Annotated in this window: 23 protein-coding genes and 1 tRNA gene; 16 read left to right on the plus strand and 8 right to left on the minus strand. The window is 64.9% G+C overall.

The window, feature by feature from the left end; genetic code table 11:
• Positions 1-87 (minus strand) — tRNA-Leu (locus tag XH92_RS00645).
• Positions 88-235: 148 nt separating this feature from the next.
• Between XH92_RS00645 and XH92_RS00650 the strand changes: the two genes are divergently transcribed.
• Positions 236-1204 carry a complex I NDUFA9 subunit family protein gene (locus XH92_RS00650; RefSeq protein ID WP_194457519.1) on the plus strand — a complete coding sequence of 323 codons (969 nt, stop codon included), beginning with the start codon at positions 236-238 and terminating at the stop codon, positions 1202-1204.
• 147 nt (positions 1205-1351) lie between these two features.
• Here the strand turns inward: XH92_RS00650 and XH92_RS00655 are convergent, their stop codons facing one another.
• Positions 1352-2158, minus strand: coding sequence for an undecaprenyl-diphosphate phosphatase (locus XH92_RS00655; protein WP_194457520.1), 807 nt, complete (start codon positions 2156-2158; stop codon positions 1352-1354).
• Between the two features lie 263 nt (positions 2159-2421).
• On the opposite strand from XH92_RS00655, the gene XH92_RS00660 reads away from it, so the two are divergent.
• The 3 genes from XH92_RS00660 to XH92_RS00670 are packed head-to-tail and all read left to right on the plus strand — an operon-like array spanning position 2422 to position 5085.
• Complete coding sequence (locus tag XH92_RS00660; protein WP_024584298.1) at positions 2422-3114, plus strand: glutathione S-transferase family protein; 693 nt, start codon at positions 2422-2424, stop codon at positions 3112-3114.
• Positions 3063-4253 (plus strand): tRNA epoxyqueuosine(34) reductase QueG, encoded by a 1191-nt coding sequence (gene queG, locus XH92_RS00665; RefSeq protein WP_194457521.1) that lies wholly within the window; start codon positions 3063-3065, stop codon positions 4251-4253. The genes XH92_RS00660 and queG overlap by 52 nt, the downstream gene beginning before the upstream one ends.
• A gap of 34 nt (positions 4254-4287) precedes the next feature.
• Entirely contained in the window at positions 4288-5085 is a 798-nt protein-coding gene (locus XH92_RS00670; protein ID WP_194457522.1) for an acyl-CoA thioesterase domain-containing protein, read from the plus strand.
• Positions 5086-5104: 19 nt separating this feature from the next.
• Here the strand turns inward: XH92_RS00670 and XH92_RS00675 are convergent, their stop codons facing one another.
• Together XH92_RS00675 and XH92_RS00680 are read right to left on the minus strand one after the other, a co-directional pair.
• Positions 5105-5572 (minus strand): nuclear transport factor 2 family protein, encoded by a 468-nt coding sequence (locus tag XH92_RS00675; RefSeq protein ID WP_194457523.1) that lies wholly within the window; start codon positions 5570-5572, stop codon positions 5105-5107.
• Positions 5573-5703: 131 nt separating this feature from the next.
• Positions 5704-6516, minus strand: a complete 813-nt coding sequence (locus XH92_RS00680; RefSeq protein ID WP_194457524.1) for a carboxylesterase — start codon at positions 6514-6516, stop codon at positions 5704-5706.
• A 228-nt stretch (positions 6517-6744) separates the two neighbouring features.
• On the opposite strand from XH92_RS00680, the gene infC reads away from it, so the two are divergent.
• From infC to rplT, 3 genes are all read left to right on the plus strand, one after another.
• Entirely contained in the window at positions 6745-7284 is a 540-nt protein-coding gene (gene infC / locus XH92_RS00685; protein ID WP_194461044.1) for a translation initiation factor IF-3, read from the plus strand.
• Positions 7285-7671: 387 nt separating this feature from the next.
• On the plus strand, positions 7672-7872 hold the full coding sequence (gene rpmI / locus XH92_RS00690) for a 50S ribosomal protein L35 (RefSeq protein ID WP_008539890.1): 201 nt from the start codon (positions 7672-7674) through the stop codon (positions 7870-7872).
• A 75-nt stretch (positions 7873-7947) separates the two neighbouring features.
• Positions 7948-8307 carry a 50S ribosomal protein L20 gene (rplT, locus tag XH92_RS00695; RefSeq protein ID WP_018269297.1) on the plus strand — a complete coding sequence of 120 codons (360 nt, stop codon included), beginning with the start codon at positions 7948-7950 and terminating at the stop codon, positions 8305-8307.
• A gap of 91 nt (positions 8308-8398) precedes the next feature.
• On the opposite strand, the gene XH92_RS00700 is transcribed toward rplT, so the two are convergent.
• Positions 8399-8809 carry a hypothetical protein gene (locus tag XH92_RS00700; RefSeq protein WP_194457525.1) on the minus strand — a complete coding sequence of 137 codons (411 nt, stop codon included), beginning with the start codon at positions 8807-8809 and terminating at the stop codon, positions 8399-8401.
• A gap of 196 nt (positions 8810-9005) precedes the next feature.
• Between XH92_RS00700 and pheS the strand changes: the two genes are divergently transcribed.
• From pheS to XH92_RS00725, 5 genes are all read left to right on the plus strand, one after another.
• Positions 9006-10088, plus strand: a complete 1083-nt coding sequence (gene pheS, locus XH92_RS00705) for a phenylalanine--tRNA ligase subunit alpha (RefSeq protein ID WP_194457526.1) — start codon at positions 9006-9008, stop codon at positions 10086-10088.
• An 86-nt stretch (positions 10089-10174) separates the two neighbouring features.
• Complete coding sequence (locus tag XH92_RS00710) at positions 10175-10645, plus strand: endonuclease domain-containing protein (protein ID WP_194457527.1); 471 nt, start codon at positions 10175-10177, stop codon at positions 10643-10645.
• Positions 10642-13050 carry a phenylalanine--tRNA ligase subunit beta gene (gene pheT / locus XH92_RS00715; protein ID WP_194457528.1) on the plus strand — a complete coding sequence of 803 codons (2409 nt, stop codon included), beginning with the start codon at positions 10642-10644 and terminating at the stop codon, positions 13048-13050. Before XH92_RS00710 ends, pheT begins: the two co-directional genes overlap by 4 nt.
• 187 nt (positions 13051-13237) lie before the next feature.
• Positions 13238-14014 carry a sulfite exporter TauE/SafE family protein gene (locus XH92_RS00720; protein ID WP_194457529.1) on the plus strand — a complete coding sequence of 259 codons (777 nt, stop codon included), beginning with the start codon at positions 13238-13240 and terminating at the stop codon, positions 14012-14014.
• A 29-nt stretch (positions 14015-14043) separates the two neighbouring features.
• Positions 14044-14988: an MBL fold metallo-hydrolase gene (locus XH92_RS00725; protein WP_194457530.1), complete on the plus strand. Its 945-nt coding sequence runs from the start codon at positions 14044-14046 to the stop codon at positions 14986-14988.
• Positions 14989-15260: 272 nt separating this feature from the next.
• On the opposite strand, the gene XH92_RS00730 is transcribed toward XH92_RS00725, so the two are convergent.
• Positions 15261-16670: an NAD(P)/FAD-dependent oxidoreductase gene (locus tag XH92_RS00730; RefSeq protein ID WP_194457531.1), complete on the minus strand. Its 1410-nt coding sequence runs from the start codon at positions 16668-16670 to the stop codon at positions 15261-15263.
• A 198-nt stretch (positions 16671-16868) separates the two neighbouring features.
• Here XH92_RS00730 and XH92_RS00735 point away from each other — a divergent pair, with 198 nt between their 5' ends.
• Both XH92_RS00735 and XH92_RS00740 read left to right on the plus strand, forming a co-directional pair.
• The gene (locus XH92_RS00735; protein ID WP_246788161.1) at positions 16869-17750 is read left to right on the plus strand and encodes a YiiX/YebB-like N1pC/P60 family cysteine hydrolase; all 882 of its coding nucleotides are present in this window, start codon (positions 16869-16871) and stop codon (positions 17748-17750) included.
• A gap of 179 nt (positions 17751-17929) precedes the next feature.
• Positions 17930-19528 carry a glycosyltransferase family 39 protein gene (locus tag XH92_RS00740; protein WP_194461046.1) on the plus strand — a complete coding sequence of 533 codons (1599 nt, stop codon included), beginning with the start codon at positions 17930-17932 and terminating at the stop codon, positions 19526-19528.
• A gap of 206 nt (positions 19529-19734) precedes the next feature.
• Here the strand turns inward: XH92_RS00740 and XH92_RS00745 are convergent, their stop codons facing one another.
• Both XH92_RS00745 and XH92_RS00750 read right to left on the minus strand, forming a co-directional pair.
• Positions 19735-20682, minus strand: a complete 948-nt coding sequence (locus XH92_RS00745) for a hydroxymethylglutaryl-CoA lyase (RefSeq protein WP_194457532.1) — start codon at positions 20680-20682, stop codon at positions 19735-19737.
• A 7-nt stretch (positions 20683-20689) separates the two neighbouring features.
• The gene (locus XH92_RS00750) at positions 20690-21859 is read right to left on the minus strand and encodes a CaiB/BaiF CoA-transferase family protein (protein ID WP_194457533.1); all 1170 of its coding nucleotides are present in this window, start codon (positions 21857-21859) and stop codon (positions 20690-20692) included.
• Positions 21860-22030: 171 nt separating this feature from the next.
• Between XH92_RS00750 and XH92_RS00755 the strand changes: the two genes are divergently transcribed.
• Entirely contained in the window at positions 22031-22954 is a 924-nt protein-coding gene (locus XH92_RS00755; protein ID WP_194457534.1) for a LysR family transcriptional regulator, read from the plus strand.
• Positions 22955-23109: 155 nt separating this feature from the next.
• Entirely contained in the window at positions 23110-24522 is a 1413-nt protein-coding gene (locus XH92_RS00760) for an MFS transporter (RefSeq protein WP_194457535.1), read from the plus strand.
• Positions 24523-24551: the final 29 nt, after the last annotated feature.

Below are 24551 nucleotides of genomic sequence, written 5' to 3' on the forward strand. Positions count from 1 at the left end.
TGGTGCCCAGGAAAGGACTCGAACCTTCACGGCCGTTAAGCCACTGGCACCTGAAGCCAGCGCGTCTACCAATTCCGCCACCTGGGCATGTGGAGCGGCTTAGTAAGGATCGGTTACGCGCTTGTCAAATTCGCGATCGAAAATTCAAATAGCCTGTACAGGATTGGGCTGATGGCGTATCGCGTGAAGCGCTAAATACGCCCAATCGCTCTCGAATCCGGCAGGAATGGACCTCATGGCATCGAACCTGGAAACGCTCGTCACGGTATTCGGCGGATCCGGATTTCTGGGACGGAACGTGGTCCGGGCGCTCTGCAAGCGCGAATACCGGGTGCGAGTCGCGGTGCGGCGGCCCGAACTGGCCGGCCATCTGCAGCCGCTCGGCCGCGTCGGGCAGATTCACGCGGTCCAGGCCAATGTGCGCTACCCGGCCTCGGTCGAGGCGGCGATGCGTGATTCGCATATCGCCATCAATTTGGTCGGCATCCTGGCCGAGGGCGGCGGGCAGACTTTCGATGCCGTGCAGGTGAAGGGCGCCGAGACCATCGCCAAGGCGGCGGCCGCGAACGGCGCCCGGATGGTCCACGTCTCGGCGATCGGCGCCGACGCGGATTCGCTGTCGGGCTATTACCGCGCCAAGGCGGAAGGCGAGAAGGCGGTGCAGTCGGCCCTGCCGCAGGCCACCATCATGCGTCCGTCGCTGCTATTCGGGCCCGAGGACGAGTTCACCAACCGTTTTGCGGCGCTGGCGCGGATGTCGCCGGTGCTGCCGCTGGTCGGCGGCGGCGTCAACAGGCTGCAGCCGGCCTATGTCGCCGACGTCGCGGATGCCGTGGCCGATGCGGTGGACGGCAAGGCGAAGGCAGGCGCGACCTACGAGCTCGGCGGGCCGGAAGTGCTGACCATGCGCGAGGTGATGCAGATCATCCTCAAGATCACCCAGCGCGACCGCATGCTGGCGCCGCTGCCGTTCGGCCTCGCCAAGCTGCAATCGTATGTCCTGCAATACGCGCCGGGGCCGTTCACGCTGACCCCGGACCAGGTCGCGATGCTGCGCGCGGACAACGTGGTGTCCGACGCCGCCAAGGCCGCCGGCCTCACTTTCGCGGGCCTCGGCATCACGCCTGACTCGATGGAAGCGGTCGCCCCGCAATATCTCTGGCGCTTCCGCGCGGCGGGGCAGTTCCAGAAGAAGAGCGCGTAGTTCACGCTCCCTAACCCCGTCATCCTGAGGTGCGAGCGCAGCGAGCCTCGAAGGATGAATCGGCCACAGTCGGGCCGTCGACCCTTCGAGACGGCCGCTTTGCGGCCTCCTCAGGGTGACGGTGATGGATGGTGCCTGTGGCGGCCTTTACCGTCCCATCGCCAGCGCGATCAGGCCGAGCGTGCCGACGATCACGCGCCACCAGGCGAAGAAAGTGAAGCCGCGGCGGGTGACGAAGTTGAGGAAGGCCCGCACCACGATCATTGCCGTGATGAACGACACCACGAAGCCGACCGCGATGACGCTGAGATTGTCCGAGGTGAAGTCGGCGCGGTTCTTGTAGAAATCGTAGACGAACGCGCCGACCATGGTCGGGATCGCGAGGAAGAACGAGAACTCCGCCGCCGAGCGCTTGTCGGCGCCGAGCAGCATCGCGGCGACGATGCTGGCGCCGGAGCGCGACACGCCGGGGATCATCGCAAGGCACTGCGCGACGCCGATCCAGAAATACATCAACAGCGGGAACCGGGTCGCGTCGTCCTCGTACACTTTGAGATCGAGCTGATCGACCCAGAGCAGGACGGCGCCGCCGACGATCAGCGTGAAGCAAACCACCCACGGATTGAACAGGAATTCCTTGATGTATTTGCCGGCGATCAGGCCGATCACGACGGCGGGCAGGAATGCCACCAGCACGCCGATGACGAAGCGGCGGTCGTCGGGATTGGAGAACATGCCGAGCGCGACGCGCCACAATCTGGTGAAGTAGAGCACGAGGATCGCAAGGATCGCACCGAGCTGAATCAGGATCGCGAAGCTCTTCCAGAAATTGCCTTCGCCCAGATTGAAGAAGCGTTCCGCAAGCAGCAGGTGGCCCGTCGAAGAGACCGGCAGGAACTCGGTGACGCCCTCGACGATGCCGAGAATCACCGCCCGCAGCATATCCGTCATCATGATCTGATCTGCCCTGTGTGGAAAACCGAATTCTTCTCGCTTATTCGCACATTGGCCGCAATCGCAAAAAATCGTCAAACAATGGGTTACCCGGCCGATTTGCTGAGCTATAGCGTTTTTGTGACCCGCACCATCTGCGGGGGTGGCTACCGGTTTGCGTGCTGACGCGACATAGAGACGAGCGGAACTTGCCTGGCAAAATCACACGGTCAGGTCACACAGGTTGATGGTTTCTTAAGCGCCGCGAAACTACCAAGGGCTCCATGTATACGCTGTATCACCATCCGTTCTGTCCGCATTCGCGCTTCATTCGCCTCGTGCTCGGCGAGTATGGCCTCGATCTGCGCCTGGTGGAGGAACGGGTCTGGGAGCGGCGCGAGGCGTTCCTGGCGCTCAATCCGGCGGCAACCACGCCGGTGCTGATCGCCGAGGGCTTTCCGCCGATCCCGGGTGCGCCAATCATCGCCGAATATGTCGACGAGACGCATGGCCTCGATGCCGGCGAACGGCGGCTGCTGCCGACGTCTTCGGCCGAGCGCGTCGAGGTGCGCCGGCTGATGGCGTGGTTCAACGAGAAATTCTTCGAGGAAGCCTCCAACCCGCTGGTGACCGAGCGGATCTACAAGCGCTTCATGAGCGAGGACAATGGCGGCGGCCCGCCGGCACCGGACATCATGCGCGCCGCCAAGGTCAATGTGCGCTATCATCTGAGCTATATCGGCTGGCTGGCGAAGACGCGGAACTATCTCGCCGGCGACCGCCTCACCTACGCGGACCTCGCCGCCGCGGCGCATCTCTCGGCGATCGACTATCTGGGCGACGTGCCATGGAGCGAGGACGACGCGGCAAAGTCGTGGTACGCGCGGGTGAAATCCCGCCCGTCGTTCCGCCCGCTGCTCAGCGAATGGCTGGCGGGGGTGCCGGCCTCGCGCACCTATGTGGACCTCGACTTCTGAACCAGGCGGTCCGGCTCTCCCCGTCCGATCTCAAGGCAGCGCTCGAGCGCGAGGCGCGCGCACTCGGCTTCGATGCCGTCGGCTTCACCACGCCTGATGCGACGGCAGAGGCCGGAAAACATTTTTTGGAATTCCTCGGCTCCGGCGGCCATGGCGACATGGACTGGCTCGCGGCCAGTCCGGAGCGGCGCACCGACCCGCGCGTGCTGTGGGGCGGCGTGCGTTCGATCATCATGCTCGGCGTCAATTACGGGCCCGACGACGATCCGCTGAAAATTCTCGCGCGCCGGTCGCATGGCGCGATCTCGGTCTATGCGCAGGGCGACGACTATCACGACGTGATCAAGAAGCGGCTGAAGATTCTCGCGCGCTGGCTCGCTGCCATGACCGGCGACGAGGTGAAGGTGTTCGTCGACACCGCCGCGGTCATGGAGAAGCCGCTGGCGCAGGCCGCCGGCATCGGCTGGCAGGGCAAGCACACTAACCTCGTCTCGCGCGAGTTCGGCTCCTGGCTGTTTCTCGGCGCGATCTATTCCGCCACCGAGCTGCCGCGCGACGAGGGTGAAGCCGATCATTGCGGCAGCTGCCGCGCCTGCCAGGACATCTGTCCGACCGCGGCATTTCCAGCCCCCTACAAGCTCGATGCGCGGCGCTGCATCTCGTATCTGACGATCGAGAACAAGGGTCCGATCCCGCACGAATTCCGCAAGGCCATCGGCAACCGCATCTATGGCTGCGACGATTGCCTCGCGGTGTGCCCGTGGAACAAGTTCGCGATGGCGGGACGCGAGCAGAAGCTCGCGGCGCGCGATGCGTTGCGCGCGCCTGCGCTCGCAGAGCTCGTGCGGCTCGACGATGCGGCGTTTCGCGCGCTGTTCGCGAAATCCCCGGTCAAGCGCATCGGCCGCGACCGCTTCATCCGCAATGTGCTGATCGCGATCGGCAACTCCGGCGATCCCAACCTCGCCGGTGAGGCGCGGCGTCTGCTCGACGATGCGAGCCCGCTGGTGCGGGGCGCGGCGGTGTGGGCGCTGTCGCAACTGATGCCGCGTGATGCGTTCGCCGCGCTGGCTTCACGCGCCGGCGGCGAGCCCGATCTCAGCGTGCAGCAGGAGTGGCGCGCGGCAGCGGCCTCTTGATTTCATCGCGCCGTTCCCGTCATGGTCGCACGCCATGACAAACCAGCCTTTCTTCACCAGACACGGCGACGGCTTCATGCCGACGTCAGTTGCGAACGGACCGTGGAGCCCGGAATCGATGCACGGCCGCGTCGTGATCGGCCTGCTCGGCTTCGTCATCGAGGAGCGCCACGGCTCCAACGATTTCGTCCCCGCACGGTTCACCGTCGACATGTTTCGGCTGCCTAACATCACGACGCCGGTCGAGGTGACGACGAGGCTGGTGCGCGACGGGCTCCGCATCAAGGTGATCGAGGCCGAGTTCGTCTCCGGCGGCACCAGCATGGCGCGCGCCTCCTGCCAGTTGTTGCGCAGGACGGAAAATGCGCCCGGCAATGTGTGGTCGCCGCCGAACTGGCAGGTCCCGGCGCCCGCGGAGATTCCGAAACCGGCCGATCCGAGGCTCGGCATGAACGGCAAATGGGAGACGCGGCCGATTGTCGGCCACATGGGTTCGCTCGGCGAGCGAAGGCTCTGGATGAGCGAAGTCCGCGAGCTCGTCGCGGGCGTGAAGATGACGCCGTTCGTCCATGTCGCGACCGGCGCGGATTTCGCGAGCCCCTTCGCCAACGCCGGCGATCAGGGCCTCGGCTACATCAACAGCGACGTCACGATCTATCTGCACCGTTTGCCGGTGAGCAACTGGATCGGCTTCGAGGTGGTCAACCATCACGCCACAGACGGCATCGCGATCGGCGAATGCTGGCTCTATGACGAGCAGGGACCGATCGGCACGTCCACAGTGGCAGCCCTCGCCCAGCGCAAGCCGATGACCAATCCGCCGCCGCCGTAAGCTCCCACCGTCGCGCAACTCATTCCAGATGCCGCCGCATCTCCGGCCGCGCCTTGAGCGCGGTGCCCTGCTTGCCGACGATCTTGGCGATCCGCTCCGGCGCGAAGTTCAGATCGAGGAACGCCGGTGCGGTGTTGGCGACCTCGTGATATTCCGTGATCTTGCCGTCGCGCAGCCGCATGATCGCGACGCCCTCGAACATCGCACGCGCGCCGTTGGCTTCCGGCAGGGTCGAGCGATAGCTGAACGTGTAGCGCGCGTAGAGCGTCGTGCCGTCGCTGATGGGATCGTGCATCACCCAGCGGAAATCGGTCGCGGTCCGGTAGAACCAGTCGTCGACCATCTCGGCGATTCTAGCGTGGCCCGCGAACGCGCCGTAGAACACGTCGTGATAGACGCCGTCCTCGGTGAAGAGGCTTGCGAAGGCCTTGCCGTTGCGCTGCTCGACCGCGTCGCAGAATGCGCGCAGCATCGTTGTTGTGTCCATTGGCGTCTCTCCCTGTGCGCGCGGCCCATCCTTCGAGGCTCGCTTTCGCTCGCACCTCAGGATGACGCCTATTTCCGTAGCCGTCACCCTGAGGTGCGCGCCCTTGCGCGCCTCGAAGGGCGGCGGCGTGGCTAGATCTCCGCCACTGCCGCGATGATGCGCGCGATGTCTTGCGGCCGCGACAGCCGGTGATCGCCGTCCTGGATCATGGTCAGCACCACATCCTCGGCCGGCAGCCGATGCACCAGCGCGAAGGCGTGCTTCCACGGCACGTCGGGATCCTGCGCGCCCTGCAGGATGCGCACCGGGCAACCGACGTCGATCTTGCTGCCGAGCAGGAGGTGGTTGCGGCCTTCCTCGATCAGGTTGCGGGTGATCGGATAGGGCGAGCCGTCGCCATATTCGGATGGCCTGAGCCAGACGCCCTTGGTCTCGATCTCGGCGCGGATCTCCGGCGAGAAACCCTTCCACATCAGTTCCTCGGTGAAGTCGGGCGCCGGTGCGATCAGCACGAGGCCGGCGAGCCGCGCCTTCGCGTTCCCACGTCTGGCGATCTCGCGCGCCAGCAGCAGCGCCATCCAACCGCCCATCGAGGACCCGATCACGACCTGCGGCCCGCTGCAGAACTGCGAGAAGACAGCGACGCTCTCCTCGAGCCAGCGGCCGATCGTGCCGTCGGCGAACTCGCCGCTGGATTCGCCGTGGCCGGAATAGTCGAACCGGACGCAGCTGCGGCCGTGCTCGGCGGCCCATGCATCGAGCGCGAGCGCCTTGGTGCCGGTCATGTCGGACTTGAAACCGCCGAGCCAGATCAGGCCCGGAGCGCCACTTGCGCTGCCGGGATTGCTCCCGGCACGGGCGCGTACCGCGATCCGGCGTGCCCCGCTGCCCTCGCCAACCTCGATGAAGGCGGGTTCCTGTTCGGATGCAGCGGTTTGGCTCATGGTTCGGTCACTCGCGTGTTAGGTATCTGCTTTTCAATCGTCTGATGGCAGCGGTCAACGGCAGCCGGGCCGCCTTGCGGAGCTGATGTGCCGGCCATATGTGCCGGGCGTGGCTAAAATGCCTCGCAATTGACGGTTTTGCCGCTTAAGGAAGCGAGTTCGCTTGCCCGTAGCAGCGTCTTGCTTCAAAATATCCGCCTTCCCTTTCACAACTTTGGAGAGTTACCCATTCGCCGTCCCAATAGAGCCCCGCCCACAGTCGCCAAAGACGGGCCGCGCACCAATGACGAGATTCGCAACGCACAGATCCAGCTGATCGATGCCGATGGTGTCAACAAGGGCACCGTCGAGACCATGGTGGCCATCAAGATGGCCATGGAAGCCGGGATGGACCTCGTCGAGATTTCGCCGAACACCAGTCCTCCGGTCTGCAAAATCATGGACTACGGCAAATACAAGTATTCCGCGCAGAAGAAGGCCGCCGAAGCCCGCAAGAAGCAGAAGGTCGTCGAGATCAAGGAGATCAAGCTCCGCCCGATGATCGACGATCACGACTATGACGTGAAGATGCGCGCGATGCAGCGCTTCTTCGAGGAAGGCGACAAGGTCAAGATCACCTTGCGCTACCGCGGTCGTGAGATGGCGCACCAGGAGATCGGCACCAAGCTCTTGGACAAGGTGAAGGCCGACGTTGCCGAGTTCGCCAAGGTCGAGCAGGACGCGAAGTTCGAGGGCCGCCAGGTCGTGATGGTGCTGGCGCCGCGCTAATTCGAATTAGTCGCTTTGTTGAAATGGAACAGCCCGCCAGGACCTCTGGCGGGCCGTTTCATGTCTGGAGGGCTCTCGTAGCCCGGATGGAAAGCAGCGAAATCCGGGAAGGTGCGCCCGCGGGTCGACCTGCCCCGGATCTCGCTTCGCTCCATCCGGGCTACGCGGTTCCGGCCGCGATTTCCGGCTTCAAACGTTGCAAAACCGCCGATCCTCTGTCATAAGCCGGGCCTTCGCCGCCCGGCTGATCAAGGGCTGCCGTGGCGACGTCCAGTGCAGGTTCTTTCAATTCGGAAAAAACCTTAGCACTTTCAACGCTCTAACGAGCATTTTAGCCGGCCGGACGCCCCTCGGGGCGATCTTCGTGCTGTGCGACAGGAGAGCTAAATGCCCAAGTTGAAGACCAAGTCGGGCGCTAAAAAGCGCTTCAAGGTGACCGCCACTGGCAAGGTCATGCACGCCCAGCGCGGCAAGCGCCATGGCATGATCAAGCGGACGAAGAAGCAGATCCGTCAGCTCCGCGGCACCCGCGTGCTGTTCAAGACCGACGGCGACAACGTCAAGAAGTACTTCTTGCCGAACGCCTGATCGCGCTCATCCGCTTGAACCCGGCCCGCGTCTGCGCGAGCCCCCGTCTCATCTTCCAGATCAAGGATTTCCGTCATGTCTCGCGTCAAACGCGGTGTGACCGCCCACGCCAAGCACAAGAAAGTCTACAAGGCCGCCAAGGGCTATTACGGCCGCCGCAAGAACACGATCCGCGTCGCCAAGCAGGCCGTCGAAAAGGCCGGCCAGTACGCCTTCCGCGACCGCAAGCGCAAGAAGCGCACCTTCCGCGCGCTCTGGATCCAGCGCATCAACGCCGCGGTCCGTCCGTTCGGCATGACCTACAGCGTGTTCATCAACGGCCTGTCGAAGTCGGGCGTCGTGGTCGACCGCAAGGTGCTGTCGGATCTCGCGATCCACGAGCCGGTTGCGTTCCAGGCGATCGCCGAGAAGGCCAAGGCGGCCCTCGCAGCCTGATCCGAGCATGATCCGGAAAAGTGGATACCGGTTTTCCCTCGCGACAAACGCGGAACGCGTTTGCGCGGAGATCATGCTCAAATAAAAGGGCCTAGCGGGCCTTGGGGCCCGCTTTCAGCGCCTTTTGCGAATAGCGCTGGGCGACGATCGCGCGGCAGAACGCTGTGAACGAGCGGTACATGGTGCCGCTTTCGTTGTCGTATTTGTGGTCGCAGCGCTTCAACTCGCCGGCGTAGGCCTTCTTCGGCGCGCCCTTGAGGCCGGACAGGAAGTCCGCCTCGCATTTCTTCTCGACCACCTCGCCGAACTGGACGTCTCCGCTGGCGCCGTATTCGCACGCCTCGAAAATCTTCATCGCGCGGTTGCAGCTCGGCGCCTTCTCGAGCTCAGCGATGATGTCGTCCATCTGGGTCGATTTGGCGGGACATTCCTCGGTCGCGGCATGCGCCGTGGCAAGCATCAACAGCACCGCCGGCACGGCCAGGCAAGATCGCAGCAACATCGCGTGGGTCTCCTTGAACTCCCCTTGGGTAGCCCGAGCGCCACGCGGGGTTCAATGCTGCCGGCCGTTGGGCCCGAAATGACCGGCTTTTTGCTTGACGTTACGGCCTTCGGGCGGCGACAACCCAGCCGAATTTTGGCGCATGGTTCGGAAGCCACCTCTTCCCGCCGGATCATGCTCAGCGCAGGAATTGACCGTGTCCGACCTCGCAACGCTCGAAACATCCATCCTCGACCAGATCGCCTCGGCCGCTGACGAGGCCGCCCTCGAGGCGGTGCGCGTCTCGGCGCTTGGCAAGAAGGGCTCGATCTCGGCACTGCTTGCTACCCTCGGCAAGATGTCGCCGGAGGAGCGCAAGACCGAAGGCGCCAGGATCAACCTCGCCAAGGACGCCGTCACCCAGGCGCTCGCGGCCAGGCGCGACGTGCTGAAAGCGGCCGCGCTCGATGCCCGGCTCGCCGCCGAGACCATCGACGTCACGCTGCCGCTGCGCGAGGCGCCGGCCGAGACCGGCCGCATTCACCCGCTGAGCCAGGTGTTCGATGAGGTCAACACCATCTTCGCCGACATGGGATTTGCGATCGCCGAAGGTCCCGACATCGAGACCGACGATTACAACTTCACCAAGCTGAACTTCCCCGAGGGCCATCCCGCCCGCGAGATGCACGACACCTTCTTCTTCAATCCGAAGCAGGACGGCTCGCGCATGCTGTTGCGCACCCACACCTCGCCGGTGCAGGTGCGTACGATGCTGACCCAGAAGCCGCCGATCCGCATCATCTGCCCGGGCCGCACCTACCGCATCGATTCCGATGCGACGCATACGCCGCAATTCCACCAGGTCGAAGGCCTCGTGATCGACAAGGGCTCGCATCTCGGGCACCTGAAATGGATCCTGCACGAGTTCTGCAAGGCGTTCTTCGAGGTCGACCACATCAACATGCGGTTCCGGCCGTCGTTCTTCCCGTTCACCGAGCCGTCGCTCGAGGTCGACATCCAGTGCCGCCGCGACAAGGGCGAGATCCGCTTCGGCGAAGGCGAGGACTGGATGGAGATCCTCGGCTGCGGCATGGTGCACCCGAACGTGCTGCGCGCCTGCGGCATCGATCCCGACGTCTACCAGGGCTTTGCCTGGGGCATGGGCCTCGACCGCATCACGATGCTGAAATACGGCATCGCCGACCTGCGCCAGCTGTTCGAGAACGACATCCGCTGGCTCGACCACTACGGCTTCAAGCCGCTCGACATCCCGACGATCGCGGGAGGCTTGAGTTCGTGAATCTCGTTCTCAACCATACTCGCATCGGGACTCTCTCCGTTCCCTCCCCCCTTGTGGGGGAGGGTCAGGGAGGGGGGTAGCCCAGGATGCCGCACGCAGTCGTCAGCGAACGTCAGCGCAACAGAGCGAAGCAGCTTCGCCAGACGATGACGCGCGCCGAAACGCTGCTGTGGCGCCATTTGAAAGCCAATCGAATGGACGGCATCGGATTTCGTCGTCAAACGCCGATCAAGAACTACATTGCCGATTTCGTCTGCTTCTCCGCAAATCTCATCATCGAACTCGACGGTGAGTCGCATGATTTCGAGGATCGCCAGAAGGCGGACGAACGTCGCGACGCGTTCTTCACCTCTGAGGGCTTCCGGGTTCTGCGCTTCACCAATGAGCAGGTGATGTCGAATCTGGAAGGAGTCGTAGAAGCGATCCGCGAGGCGACTCGCATCGGAGCAAGCGGCTCACCCCCCTCCCTGACCCTCCCCCACAAGGGGGGAGGGAACGGAAACACCGATCAAGATCAATTAGTCAACACCAACAAGAACCGAGGCATGCAGCCGTGAAGTTCACCCTCTCCTGGCTGAAGGAACATCTCGAGACCGACGAGCCGCTCGACAAGCTCGCCGACAAGCTCACCATGATCGGGCTCGAGGTCGAGAACATCGAGGACAAGGCGAAAGCGCTCGCGCCGTTCACCATTGCGCGCGTGATCTCGGCCGAGCAGCATCCGAACGCGGACCGGCTGCGCGTCTGCATGGTCGACACCGGCGACGGCGGCGCGCCGGTGCAGGTGGTGTGCGGCGCGCCGAATGCGCGTGCGGGGCTGATCAGCGTGTTCTCGCCGCCCGGCACCTACATCCCCGGCAAGGACATCACGCTCGGCGTCGGCACGATCCGCGGCGTCGAGAGCCGCGGCATGCTGTGCTCGGCGGCCGAATTGCAGATCTCGGAAGATCACGACGGCATCATGGAGTTGCCGGCGGACGCACCGCTCGGCAAGGGCTATGCCGACTGGGCCGGGCTCGGCGATCCCACCATCGAGATCAATTTGACGCCGAACCGGCAGGACTGCACCGGCGTGCACGGTATCGCGCGCGATCTGGCCGCGGCCGACATGGGCAAATTCAGAGATCCCGGCATCAGGCCGATCAAGGGCGAATTCCCCTGCCCGGTTCAGGTCAAGGTGGAAGACGCCACCCTGTGTCCGGGCTTCGCGCTGCGGCTGGTGCGCGGGGTGAAGAACGGCCCGTCGCCGGAATGGCTGCAGAAGCGGCTGACCTCGATCGGCCTGCGCCCGATCAACGCGCTCGTCGACATCACCAACTTCATGACCTACGACCGCGCCCGCCCGCTGCACGTGTTCGACGCGAAGAAGGTGCAGGGCAACCTCAGCGTACGCCGCGCCAGGAACGGCGAGACCTTGCTTGCGCTCGACGGCCGCACCTACACGCTCGACAGCAATGTCTGCGTGATCGCGGATGAGCATGGCGTCGAATCGCTGGCCGGTATCATGGGCGGCGAGGCCTCGGGCTGCGACGACAATACCACCGACGTGCTGATCGAGTCGGCGCTGTGGAACGAGATCAACATCGCGCAGACCGGCCGCAAGCTCGGCATCAATTCCGATGCGCGCTACCGCTTCGAGCGCGGCGTCGATCCGGCCTTCATGGTGCCCGGGCTCGAGCTCGCGACCAAGCTGGTGCTGGAGCTGTGCGGCGGCACGCCGTCCGAGAACGTCGTGGTCGGCAAGCAGTTCGGCGAGGATCGCGTCATCGACTTCCCGCTCAGCGAGGTCAAGCGTCTCGCCGGCATCGAAGTGCCGCTGGTCGAGGTGAAGCTGATCCTGACCCGGCTCGGCTTCATGCTGGCCGGCAACGGACCCGTCGTGAAGATCGCGATCCCGTCCTGGCGCACCGACGTGCAGGGCAAGGCCGACATCGTCGAGGAGATCGTGCGCATCGTCGGCGTCGACAAGGTGCCGATGACGCCGTTCGATCGCGGCGAGGAGCCCCGCAAGCCGGTGCTGACGGCGATGCAGCAGCGCACCCGCCGCGCCAAGCGTGCGCTCGGCGTCCGCGGCATGGTGGAGGCCGTGACCTGGTCGTTCATCACCAACGAGGCGGCAAAACTGTTCGGCGGCGGCCAGAGCGAGCTCGTGCTTGCCAATCCGATCGCGGCCGATCTCTCCGACATGCGGCCGAGCCTGCTGCCCGGCCTCGTCGCGGCGGCTCAGGCCAATATCAACCGCGGCTATCCAGATGTGGCGCTGTTCGAGGTCGGCCAGCTGTTCCGCGGCGACAGACCCGAGGACCAGCTCGTGGCCGCGTCCGGCGTGCGCCATGGCTGCGCCTCGTCGAAGGGCATAGGGCGGCACTGGACCGGCTCGACCACGGCGGATGCGATGGATGCCAAGGCCGACGCCTTCGCCGTGCTGGCGGCCGCCGGCGCACCGATGCAGGCGTTGCAGATCGTGCCGGGCGGTCCGGCGTGGCTGCATCCGGGACGTTCGGGCACCATCCAGATCGGCCCGCAGAACGTGCTCGGCTATTTCGGCGAGCTGCATCCGCGTGCGGCCGAGGCGCTCGGCGCCGACGGTCCGATGATCGTGTTCGAAGTGATCCTCGAGCGCATCCCGCAAGGCAAGCAGAGGGCGACGCGCGCCAAGCCGGTGCTGGAGCTCTCCGCGTTCCAGCCGGTGTCGCGCGACTTCGCCTTCATCGTCGACCGCGGCGTCAAGGCCGGCGACATCGTTCGCGCGGCGCAGAATGTCGACAAGAAGCTGATCACCGACGTGACCGTGTTTGACGTCTACGAAGGCAAGGGCATCGATCCCGATAAGAAGTCGATCGCGATCGCGGTGACGATCCAGCCGCGTGAAAAGACGATGACCGACCAGGAGATCGACGCCGTCGCCGCCAAGGTCGTCGCCGAGGTGACCAAGAAGACCGGCGGCACGCTGCGGGCGTGAGCTTCCCCAACCCTCTCCCCGTTCTTACGGGGAGAGGGTTGGGGTGGGGGCTCGCTCCGCAAAACGTGGTGAAGGGCGGAGCAAGTGGAGGCTCCCCCTCACCCGAAATTCAAGCTCCGCTTGAATTTCGACCTCTCCCCGCAAGCGGGGCGAGGTAAGATCACAGATCGCCTCCAAGCGTCCTCCCATGACCTCCTTCAGCCTGATCCCCTCCGATATCTCGGCCAGCATCGCGCTTGCGATCTGCGCGATCGCGTTCGTGTCGGGCACGGCGCGCGGCTTCTCGGGCTTCGGCTCGGCGCTGATCTTCATGCCGCTGGCGAGCAGCGTCGCGGCGCCGCGGCTGGTGGCGGCGCTGCTGCTGATCATCGATTTCGTCGCGGCCACGCCGCTGCTGCCGAACGCCTGGACCCATGCCGACCGCAAGGCAACCGCGGTCATGGTCGCCGGCGCGCTGGTCGGCGTTCCCATCGGTACCTATTTCCTGACCGTGCTCGAGCCCGTGACGACGCGCTGGATCATCTCCTGCTTCGTCGCGGCGCTGCTCGCGCTGCTGCTGTCGGGCTGGCGCTATCACGGCAAGGATCACCCCGCGCTCTCGATCGGCGTCGGCGGCCTCTCCGGCTTCTGCAGCGGCCTCGCGCAGACCGGCGGCCCGCCGATCGTCGCCTACTGGCTAGGACGCCCGATCTCCTCGGTGATCTCGCGCGCCAATATCGTGCTGTTCTTCGGCGCCTCGGATTTCTTCTCGCTCGTCAGCTACTGGTTCACCGGATTGGTCACGATCGAATCGATCAAGTTCTCGCTGATCGTCGGCCCGGTCTACGGCATCGGCGTCTGGTTCGGCGCGTCGCTGTTCGGCAAGGCCAGCGAGCAGGTGTTCCGCGCGATCTGCTACGCGCTAATCGCGGCTGCCGTCATCGTCGGCCTGCCGGCGCTTGATGGCATTTTGCGCGGCGGGTAGGGTCCGGAAAACAATACGGGAGAGAACCGATGATCGATCGCCGCAACGCATTGAAACTGGCGCTCGGCAGCGCTGCCATGCTCGCGGCACCGGCGGTCCGCGCACAGGACACAAAGCCGCGCACGCGCATCGTGTTCCTCGGCACCAAGGGCGGCCCGCGGGTCGGCATCGGCGCCGCCAACCCGGCCAATCTCGTCGTCGTCAACGACACGCCGTTCGTGATCGATTGCGGCATGGGCGTCAGCCGCCAGCTGGTCAGCGCCGGCGTGCCGATCCCGTCCGTGAAGTACATCTTCATCAGCCACCACCATTCCGATCACAACCTCGAATACGGCAATCTGTTCTACAACGCTTGGGCGGCGGGCCTCTCGACGCCGATCCATTCGTTCGGCCCCAAGGGCATCGAGGCGATGACAAAAGAATATTGGGAGCTCAACAAGTTCGACGTCGAGACCCGGATCGAGGATGAAGGCCGGCCCGATCCGCGCAAGCTGCTGGTCGCCAAGGACATCACCGACGGCGGCGTCGTGCTGAAGACGCCTGACGTCACCGTCACCGCGTTCCGCACGCCGCATCCGCCCATCGTCGACAACTTCGCCTACAAGTTCGAGACCCCGGACGGTGTGATCGTGTTCTCCAGCGACACCGCCTACAATCCGAAGCTGGCCGAGTTCGCCAAGGGTGCCGACGTGCTGGTGCACGAATGCCTCTACATTCCCGCGGTCGATCGCCTGGTGGCAAAGACCAAGAACGGCGCGACCTTGAAGAAGCACCTGCTCGACAGCCACACCTCGACCGAAGACGTCGGCCGCATCGCAGCCGCCGCCGGCGTCAAGACGCTGGTGCTGAGCCACTTCGTCCCCGGCGATGATCCCACCGTCACCGACGACGACTGGACACGGGACGTGAAGACGAATTTCAAGGGCCGCATCGTGGTGGCCAAGGATCTGATGGAATTGAAGCTGCCGGTGTGAGGCGGGCGCACTCCCTCCACCCTTCCGGGGCGTGCGAAGGCGGATGTGTGACTCAAAGATCGTGCAACAAACACGCTGCCGTCCCGGGCAAGCGAAGCGCGACCCGGGACCCATAACCACAAGCGATCATTGCAGCGCAACGCTGGGGCCACAGCTCGCTTCCGCAATTGGTTTCAGTGGTTATGGGTCCCCTGATTTCGCAGGGACGACATCGGTTGTGCGGCGGTCTACTACCCGAACATCTACCCGCGCTGCCCAGTCTACCCCAGCCGTCAATTCATCGGCCCGGCGGAGCGCGGCGCGCGGCGTTTGTGTTTTGCGGCGGGGGCTGCCGGCTCCGGCGTCGCTTCCTTCACGCCGCCGATCCTGCGCAGCGCGGCGTCCGCGGCGCGCTCGCCGCTATCCCAGGCGCCATCGACCGTTCCCCACAGCGTCTCGTGGGTGGCCTCGCCCGCGAGATACATCGCGCCGATCGGCTCGGACAGGATCCTGCGCGAGAATTGCGCGCCGGGCGCTGCGGCCGACATCGCACCGAGGACGAAAGGCTGCGCATTCCAGCGCGTCGCGCTGGTCTTCTTCACGGCGGCGCCGACCTCGCTGCCATAGAGTTTGCTCAGCCATTCCACCGCGAACGCAGTCATCGCCTTCTCGCCCTGCGCCGACAGGTCGCGGCCAAACGAGCCGGCCACATCGATCGTGCACAGCGAGGAGCCGGCGATGTTGCCGTAAAACAAGGCCGTCTTGGTCGAATTGCTCTGCTCGATGATGACGTCGTCGCGCGACAGCCCGAGCGGATTGCTGGGAACCTGCAACGCGATGCGATCGTAGCTGCCGAGGCTCAGCTTGGCGGCGGCGTCGAGCGCGCGCTTCGGAAGCTCGGGCGCAAACTTGATATTGCCGCTCGCGAGCACGTTGCTCGACACGGTGACGATGGCGGCGCGCGCGACAATCTTGCCGGATGCCGTCTCGACCGTCACGTCGCGATTGCTCCACAGGATGCGCTGCGCCGGCGTCGACAGCACGAGCGGCAGCCCCTCGCCGAGCTTTGCGATCAGCGCGCCGAGCCCCTGCCGGCAGGCGATTGCGGTGTTGCGATCCTGCGCGCGCACCTTGTCGACGGCCGAGAGGTCCTTCAGGTCCTTGCCGCTGAAATTGGCGCCGAGCAGGAATTCCGCGGTGCCGGCCCAATCGCCGAGATCCTTCGGCATGGCGGCGGCGCAGGCGATATCGGCCTTGCGCGCGGCGTCGTCGATGGCACGATTGGCGCGCACCAGTGCCGCCAGAAACTCCTCGGTCTCGCCGGGACGGGCGTAGCGCCGGCCGATGCGAATTTTCTGGCCGGCAGGCGCCGTGACGATGTCGAGGCCCGCGGAGCGCGCCAGCCGGATCATCGGATTGGTTTCGGGATTGTGCATCCAGCGCGCACCGCGGTCGAACGGCACGTCGAAGGTCGATGCATCGGTCTGGCAGCGACCGCCGACCTGGCCGGATGCCTCTACCACGATCACCTTGCGGTTCGCGGCGACGATCCGTCGCGCCGCGGCAATGCCCGCGGCTCCCGCGCCGATCACGACGATGTCGGCCTCGCGCGGCGGTGGCGCGGCGAGAACCCGCCCGCCGAGCACGGGCGCCAGCGCGAGAGCTCCGGACGCCGACAGGAAATCGCGGCGGGTCACTGTCATGACATAGCTTCTGGCATGGTTTCCGCCGACTTGCAGAGAATGGGAACGCTTCGCGAACTGTGCCGCATCTCACCGATCGCAGCAACCATCATGGTAAATCAATCATGATTGATCCGGCGATGGCATGAACTAAATTGCAACGGCTTGCGACCATGATTAAGTGAACAGAAGCGGTCGTAGAACCGCTGGGGGGAATCCATGGGCGTAATGCTCGATACCGTCGGTAAATGGATTGCGGGGTACCTGTCGAAGGAAGTCCCCGGTTACGAACCGTTCACGCCGAGCGACCCGGACCATCTGCGGAGCATCCTGCAGCCCGGCGATGTGCTGCTGGTCGAGGGCAACAACCGGATTTCCGGCATCATCAAATACCTCACGCAGTCGACCTGGTCGCACGCCGCGCTGTTCGTCGGACCGATCGACGGCGCGTTCGAGCCTGACGGCGAACAGCATGTGCTGATCGAAGCCAATATCGGCGAAGGCGTCACCTCCGCGCCGCTGTCGAAATACCTATCCTATCACACCCGCCTCTGCCGGCCGGTCGGGCTGTCCTTCGAGGACCGCACCACGGTGTGCCGCTACGCCATCAACCGCATCGGCTTCGGCTACGACACCAAGAACATCGTCGATCTCGCGCGCTATCTGTTTCCGCTGCCGATCCCGCAGCGCTGGCGCCGCCGGATGATCGCGTTCGGCTCCGGCGATCCGACCAAGATCATCTGCTCGGCGCTGATCGCACAGGCCTTCGACGCCGTGCGCTATCCGATCCTGCCCAAGATCACGCGCGCTGCCAGCCGCAAGGCGCGCCGCGAGATCCTGCACATCCGCGATTCCTCGCTCTACATGCCGCGCGACTTCGACATCTCGCCCTATTTCGAGGTCGTCAAACCCACCATCGTGCACGGTTTCGACTACACGGCCCTGCACTGGGCCGACAAGCAGAAGCCGCTCCAGGAGGTAGCCGGCGAATTCAGTGTGTTTCCAGAGCGCAAATCGCCGCCGCTTGTTCCTGAAGCGACTGACGAAGAGGCGCCGCTTCCGGCTGCGGAAGTGACCGAGGCCGAGAGCGCGTCGGTGTAACGGGCGCAGGCATCAGGCTCGGAATGTCGGGCGTTGGCCGCGTCAACCATGATCTGGAATCCGTCTCATCGTCCGGCTTCGACGTTGAGTTCTCGGTGCCACATCAATAGGGTGCGCGCGCTTCAAGCTTGCTTTCATCCGGTAGTTTTACGGTGCTTTCGATCATCAATTTCTCGGCGATGGCCGCGGCGTCGGAGAAGGACCCGGCGCGCTGGCGCCGTCCGTTGATCAAATGGCTGGAGGGAATCGAGACCGGATGGTCGATCCCGATCCTGCTCGTCCTGTTTGTCGCGATCTGGACCGCGTATCTCGTCATCGCCTATCTCGGCGCCGGCCTGCATCCCGACGTGCTCGAGACCTGGACGCTCGGCCGGCACCTCGCATGGGGCTACCCCAAGCATCCACCCTTGATGGGCTGGATCGCACGGGGATGGACGGCGGTCTTCCCTCTGGCTGATTGGTCGCTGCAGCTGATGGCGATGGTCAACGCAGCGGTGGCGCTGTGGGCGGTCGACCTGGTCTCGCGCCGCTTTGTCCGCGGCGAGAAGCGGGCGATCGTGCTGCTGCTGTTGATGCTGCTGCCGGTCTATCAATTCCATGCTCAGCGGTTCAACGCGAACACGGTGCTGCTGGCAGCCTGGCCGCTGGCAACTTACTGCTTCCTGCGTGCGTTCGAGGCGCCGAGGCAGCTCGGCTGGGCGATCGCGGCAGGCGCGGCGGCTGCACTCGCGATGCTCGGGAAGTATTATTCGATCTTCCTGGTCGCAAGCTTCGTCTTCGCTTCCGTGCTGCATCCGGATCGCCGCCGCTATCTGCTGTCGGCCTCGCCCTGGATCTCGACGCTGGCCGGCCTGCTCGTGCTCGGCCCGCATCTGCACTGGCTGGCCACCACGGGCGCGACGACGTTCGACTATGCGCTTGCGCATGCCGGCGCCGATCATGTCGCCGCGTTATGGGAAGTCACCTACTTCATCCTGGGGCTGATCGCGGCGCTCTCGATTGCGGCGGTGACCTGGGTGTTCATTGCCGGCCCGCGGCTGGCGCGGCTGCCGGCCGATCTCCGCGCGATGAACCCGGGGCTTCGCCTGTTGCTGCTGGTCGCAATCGGGACCATCCTGTTTCCGGTGATCGTCTCGCTCGCGGTCGGCACCGACCTGCCGTCGCTCTGGGCGGTACAGGGTCTCTTCCTGTTTGTGGTCCTGATCGTGTGCACAACGAGCTACCCGATCGAGCGCTTCTACGCGGTCAACCTGGCGGTCATGGTGGCGAGTATCGCCATTCTCGCGGTCGTTGTCGGCGCGCCGATCCATGCCCTCTATCGCAATGCTTACGGCTACGAAGAAGGCCGCGACTTCTATCATGCAGCCGCGGCGGAGCTCACGATGCGATGGCGCGACGCCGCCGGGACGCCGCTCGCCGCCGTCAGCGGCGACGATGCGCTCGCCTTCGCTGCCGCCTTCTACAGCCCGGATCATCCGCGCTATGCCCGGCCGTTCGCCTATCAATACACTTGGGGCTTGCCGCGCAAGACCACGCTCGATCGCGGCTGGGCCGCAATGTGCTTCGCCGACCAGCCGGACTGCCTGAGCTGGATGGCGCGCACGACGTTGCGCGCGACCGACGTCTTTCGCTCCGAGTTTGATGCCCAGGCGACATTGCTCGGCAGGCCCGGTCGGACACGGCGGATCGTGATGCTGATCGTACCGCCCTATCGCGAAACACCCCCTATGCAGCCCGACGTCGAGGACTTCAGTTCGATCCGCCGCACGCGCGACTGATCGGAACGTCCTCGCCAGCGTCAGACGCACGCGTGGGCATCGGCACGACTGAAGATGCTTACCTCGCCCCGCTTGCGGGGAGAGGTCGGATCGCATCGTTAGATGCGATCCGGGTGAGGGGGTACAGCTCCGTCCACGCGCTTCACTCGCGGAGAATACCCCTCACCCCAACCCTCTCCCCGCAAGAGCGGGGCGAGGGAGAAGAGCTACGCCGCCTTCGCCTTGGTGCCGCGCGGCAGGCCGGCGCGGGCGAGGCCGCCATAGAGCTGCTCGTTCGGCATCTCGGCTTTCAGGATCGACCGCACCTCGACCAGCCGATCGAGATCGATGCCGGTCGGAAAACCCTTGCTCTCACAGAGGAAGACGAGGTCCTCGAACACGACATTGCCGGTGGCGCCCGGCGCGAACGGGCAGCCGCCGAGGCCGCCGAGCGAGCCATCAAGCACGCGGGCGCCTTCGTCGAGCGCAGCGGAGGCATTGGCGATGCCCATGCCGCGGGTGTCGTGCAGGTGGACGCAGACCGGCCTGGCGCCTGCGATCTTCACCGCGCCTCGCGTCAGCTCGCCGACCTGCTTCGGCCCGGCATAGCCGACGGTATCGGCGATCGCGACCATGTCGACGCCGACCTCGTACAGCTTCTCAGTGAGGCGCAGCACCTCCTTCGGATCGACCGCACCCACGATCGAGCAGCCTAGCCCCATCGAGATCGCGGCATTGACCAGCGGCTTGTGCGCGCTTGCGTCGCGCAATTCACAAAGCCGCTTGATGTTCTCGATCGCCGACTCGCGCGAGCGGTTGGCATTGGCCTGGCTGTGCTCCTCGGTCGCCGACACCACCGAGGCGATCTCGGCAACGCCGGACGCCAGCGCCTCGTTGACGCCACGCTCGTTCAGCGCCAGCGCGACGCCATGCGCGCCGGGCAGCGCCGCAATGATGGCGACCACATCGCGTACGTCGACGAATTGCGGGAAAGTCTTGGCCGGCAGGAACGAGCCGACCTCGAAATGCCTGACGCCGGCGGCATATTCGTCGCGCACCCAGCGCTGCTTCGCGGCGGTCGACGGGAATGTCTTCACGAGCTGCAGGCCGTCGCGCAGACCGACCTCGCGCAGGCTCACTCTGTCGTTGGGATAGATATCGTGGACGCGGGTCATGTCAGCCTCACGCAGCGTTTCCGGTTGATGAAATCTTCTGTTGTGCGAGCTCGGCGCGGACCGCATCGGTATCGGCGCCAAGCACCGGCACCTTCAAGCCTTCGCCGATATGGCGGCCGTTCCATTCGACCGGCAATGCGGGAACGCGGAACGGCTTGCCGTCGGCGTTGAGATTGTTGACGAGCCCGCCGGGCCGCAGCACATGCGGATCCCCGAGCAGATCCTCCGGCCGATTGATCGGCGAGAAGCAGATGTTGAGCGCGTCGAGCCGCGCCGAAAGGTCGGCGACGTTCCAGCCCTTGATCACCTCGGCAACGCGCGGGATGATCCGGTCGCGCGCCATGATGCGGTCCGTGGTCGAGCGCAGCGTCGGATCGTCGGCGAATTCCGTCAACCCAAACTCGCGGCAGAAGCTCTGCCAATGGCCTTCGGTAACGACCCCGATGAAGATGCGGTCGCCGCCGGCGGCATCGAAGATGTCGTAGATCGGCCAGGCGTGCTCGCGCTCCGGCATCGAGCGCGGCTTGCGCCCGGTCATCTCGTACTCGACCATGTGCTGGGCGACCAGGAACAGGCAGTTCTCGAACAGGCCGATGCGGATGTCGGCGCCATCAGCCTTGCCGCCACGCTTCTGATAGAGCGCGGCGAGGATCGAGATCACGCCGAACATGCCGCCCATGATGTCGTTGGCGGAAGAGCCGACGCGCTGCGGCTTGTCGCGCGTGCCGGTCATCGCCGCGAGTCCCGACATCATCTGCACGACCTCGTCGAGCGCCGGGCGATGATCGTAGGGCCCGGAGAGAAAGCCCTTGTGGCCGGCGATGATCAGATGCGGATATTTCGCGCGCAGGTCCTCAGGCCCGAGTCCCTGCTTGTCGAGCTGGCCATCGCGGAAATTCTCCAGGAACACATCGGCGCCGGCGAGCAGCCGGTGCATGGTGTCGCGGTCCTCGGACCTCGCAAGATCGAGCACGACGCTGCGCTTGCCGCGATTGAACAGCGGGAAGAACGAGACGCCCATGCCGCCGAGCGAGCGGGTCTTGTCGCCGGCCGGAGGTTCGACCTTGATCACCTCGGCGCCGAGTTGCGCCAGGATCATGCCGCAGGTCGGCCCCATCACCATGTGGGTCATCTCGACGACCCTCACGCCTTCCAGCGGCAATCCGCTCCCGGTCATCGGTTTCTCCGTGCTCGTTGCGCTCTTGTTCAGACGCGTTTTCTTCACGCGAACCGGTACTCACTTCGCTCGAAAACGCTTTGTGATCGGCGCAGGTTAGGCTTCCGCACGCTATCTGAAAAATATAATCTGTCGAATAGTGCATTCGTCGTTCTAGAACGCAGAACCTTCATGGATTCGCGCCAGCTTCGCTATTTCATCGCGGTCTACGAGCAGCGCAACCTGTCGCGGGCGGCGGATCAGGCCAATGTCGCGCAATCCGCGCTCAGCCACCACATCGCCAATCTGGAGGCGGAATTCGCCACGCCGCTGTTCGAGCGCAAGCCGCGCGGCATGGAACCGACCGCGGCGGGCGAGCGGCTGTATGAGCATGCCCGCATCATCTTGCGCGCGATGGCCGCGGCCGAGCGCGAGATCAAGGAAGGCGGCAGCGCCATTGCCGGCGAGATCTCGATCGGCATGGCCAATTCCGGCATGAAGTCGATCGGCGTGCCGCTGATGCGGACCGTGCTGACCAAATATCCGAACCTGAAGCTGTCGCTGACCGAGAGCCTCTCCGGCGCGACGCTGCTGCATCTGATGAGCTCCGAGGTCGATCTCGCGCTGGTCTACAACCCGCCATCGGAAAAGGATTTGATCGCGGAGCCAGTGCTGGAGGAGCAGATGTTCTGCGTCGGCACCGAGAAGCTGATCGGCAAGAAGGGACCGATCACGTTCGAGCAGGTGGCGCAGCTGCCGCTGATCCTGCTGCGGCACGGGCTGTCGGCCCGCGCCCTGCTGGACGACCCCGTGCCGCTGAAGCGGCTGGAGGCCAATGCGATCCTGCACCTCAATTCGACCAGCGGTATGATCGGCGCGCTGACCGCGGGCCTCGGCTGCACGATCGCGACGACGCACTTCGTCAGCGAGCCATTGAAAGCGCGATTGCTGGTCGCACGCGAGGTGATCGAACCCAGGCTGAGCCGCACCCTCTATCTCTGCCGCTTGCGCAACCGGCCGATGACCTATGTCATGGAGGAGATGTGCCGGCTGATCCGCTCCCTGATCGCCGAACAGGTCGGGCGCGGCGCGTGGGAGGCAACGCTGCTGATCTGAGGCGCATTCGAGCGCGTCAGGCGCAGCGCTATCGAAAATATCGAACGTTTCCTTCGATATGTTCGTCTGGATTTCTGGCACCCGGCTGCCAAACATGCCTGGCCGGCACGCCTACGCAAGAAAGGCGGCCGCTGGAGCATTCGGGGAGGACCATCATGAGCGCCGTCGAACTCGGCTCGGTTGCCGATCTTGCCAACACGACAAGCGGACCTGACGAGATCTCGCGGCGGCTCGAGGCGCTGCCCACCTCGGGCTATGTCTGGCGGCTGGTGATCCTGCTCTCGCTCGGCGGCTGCTTCGAAATCTACGATCTGTTCTTCACCGGCTATATCGCGCCGGGCCTTGCCCGCAGCGGGCTGATGACCACGACGACGCAAGCGTTCTTCGGCTTCTCCGGCATCGGCGCCTTCGTCGCGGCGACCTTCGCCGGCCTGTTCATCGGTACCTTCTGCCTCGGCTTCCTCGCCGATCGCTACGGGCGAAAGGCCGTGTTCACTTATTCGCTGCTGTTCTACAGCGCGGCATCGGTGATCATGGCGTGCCAGACCACGCCAGGCGGCCTCTTGCTGTGGCGCTTCATCGCCGGAATCGGGATCGGCATCGAGGTCATCACCATCGACGCCTACATCACCGAGCTGGTGCCGAGCTGGATGCGCGGCCGCGCCTTTGCGATCAACCAGGCGGTGATGCTGTCGGCGGTGCCTGTTGTCGCCGCGCTGTCGTGGTGGCTGGTGCCGCTCTCGCCTTACGGCATCGATGGCTGGCGCTGGGTTGTGCTGATCGGCGCCGCCGCCAGCATGATCATCTGGGTGCTGCGGCTGTACGTGCCGGAGAGCCCGCTCTGGCTGGCCCGCCATGGCCGCGTTGCCGAGGCCGAAAAGATCATGCGGACGCTCGAGGCTGCATCGCCGGCGGCCGCGCCGCGCGCTGCGACTATGGCCGCGATGGCGCCGGCACGTGCGCCGGTCGAGACCGGTTACGCCGATTTGTTCCGGCCGCCCTACGCCTCGCTCGTCGCGCTGTTCATGATCTTCAACCTGTGCCAGGCGTTCGGCGTCTACGGCTTCTCCAACTGGGTGCCGGCACTGCTGGTCGAGAAGGGCATCAACGTCACCAAGAGCCTGCAATATTCCTTCATCATCGCCTTCGCCTATCCGCTCGCGCCGCTGCTGGCAGCAACCTTCGCCGACCGCTTCGAGCGCAAATGGATCATCTGCGGCGCGGCCGCCGCGATCTCGGTATTCGGCCTCGCCTTCGCGCAGCTCACCGAGCCGGCGCTGTTGATCGCCAGCGGCGTGCTGGTGACCGGCGCCAACATGACGCTGTCCTACGCCTACCACGCCTACCAGACCGAGGTGTTCCCGACCGCGATCCGGGCACGCGCGGCGGGCCTCGTCTATTCGATGAGCCGGCTCAGCGCGACCTTCTCCGGCTTCATCGTGGCGTTCATGTTGAAGGAGGCCGGCGTCGGCGGCGTATTCGGCCTGATCACCGCGGCAATGGTCATCGTGATTGTTACGATCGGTGTCTGGGGACCCAACGTCCGCGGCAAGCCGCTCGACGCCTAGCGCATTAACGCTCTAACCGCGACACACGC

Source organism: Bradyrhizobium sp. CCBAU 53421, from assembly GCF_015291625.1.
In the GTDB taxonomy this organism is placed as follows: Bacteria; Pseudomonadota; Alphaproteobacteria; order Rhizobiales; family Xanthobacteraceae; genus Bradyrhizobium.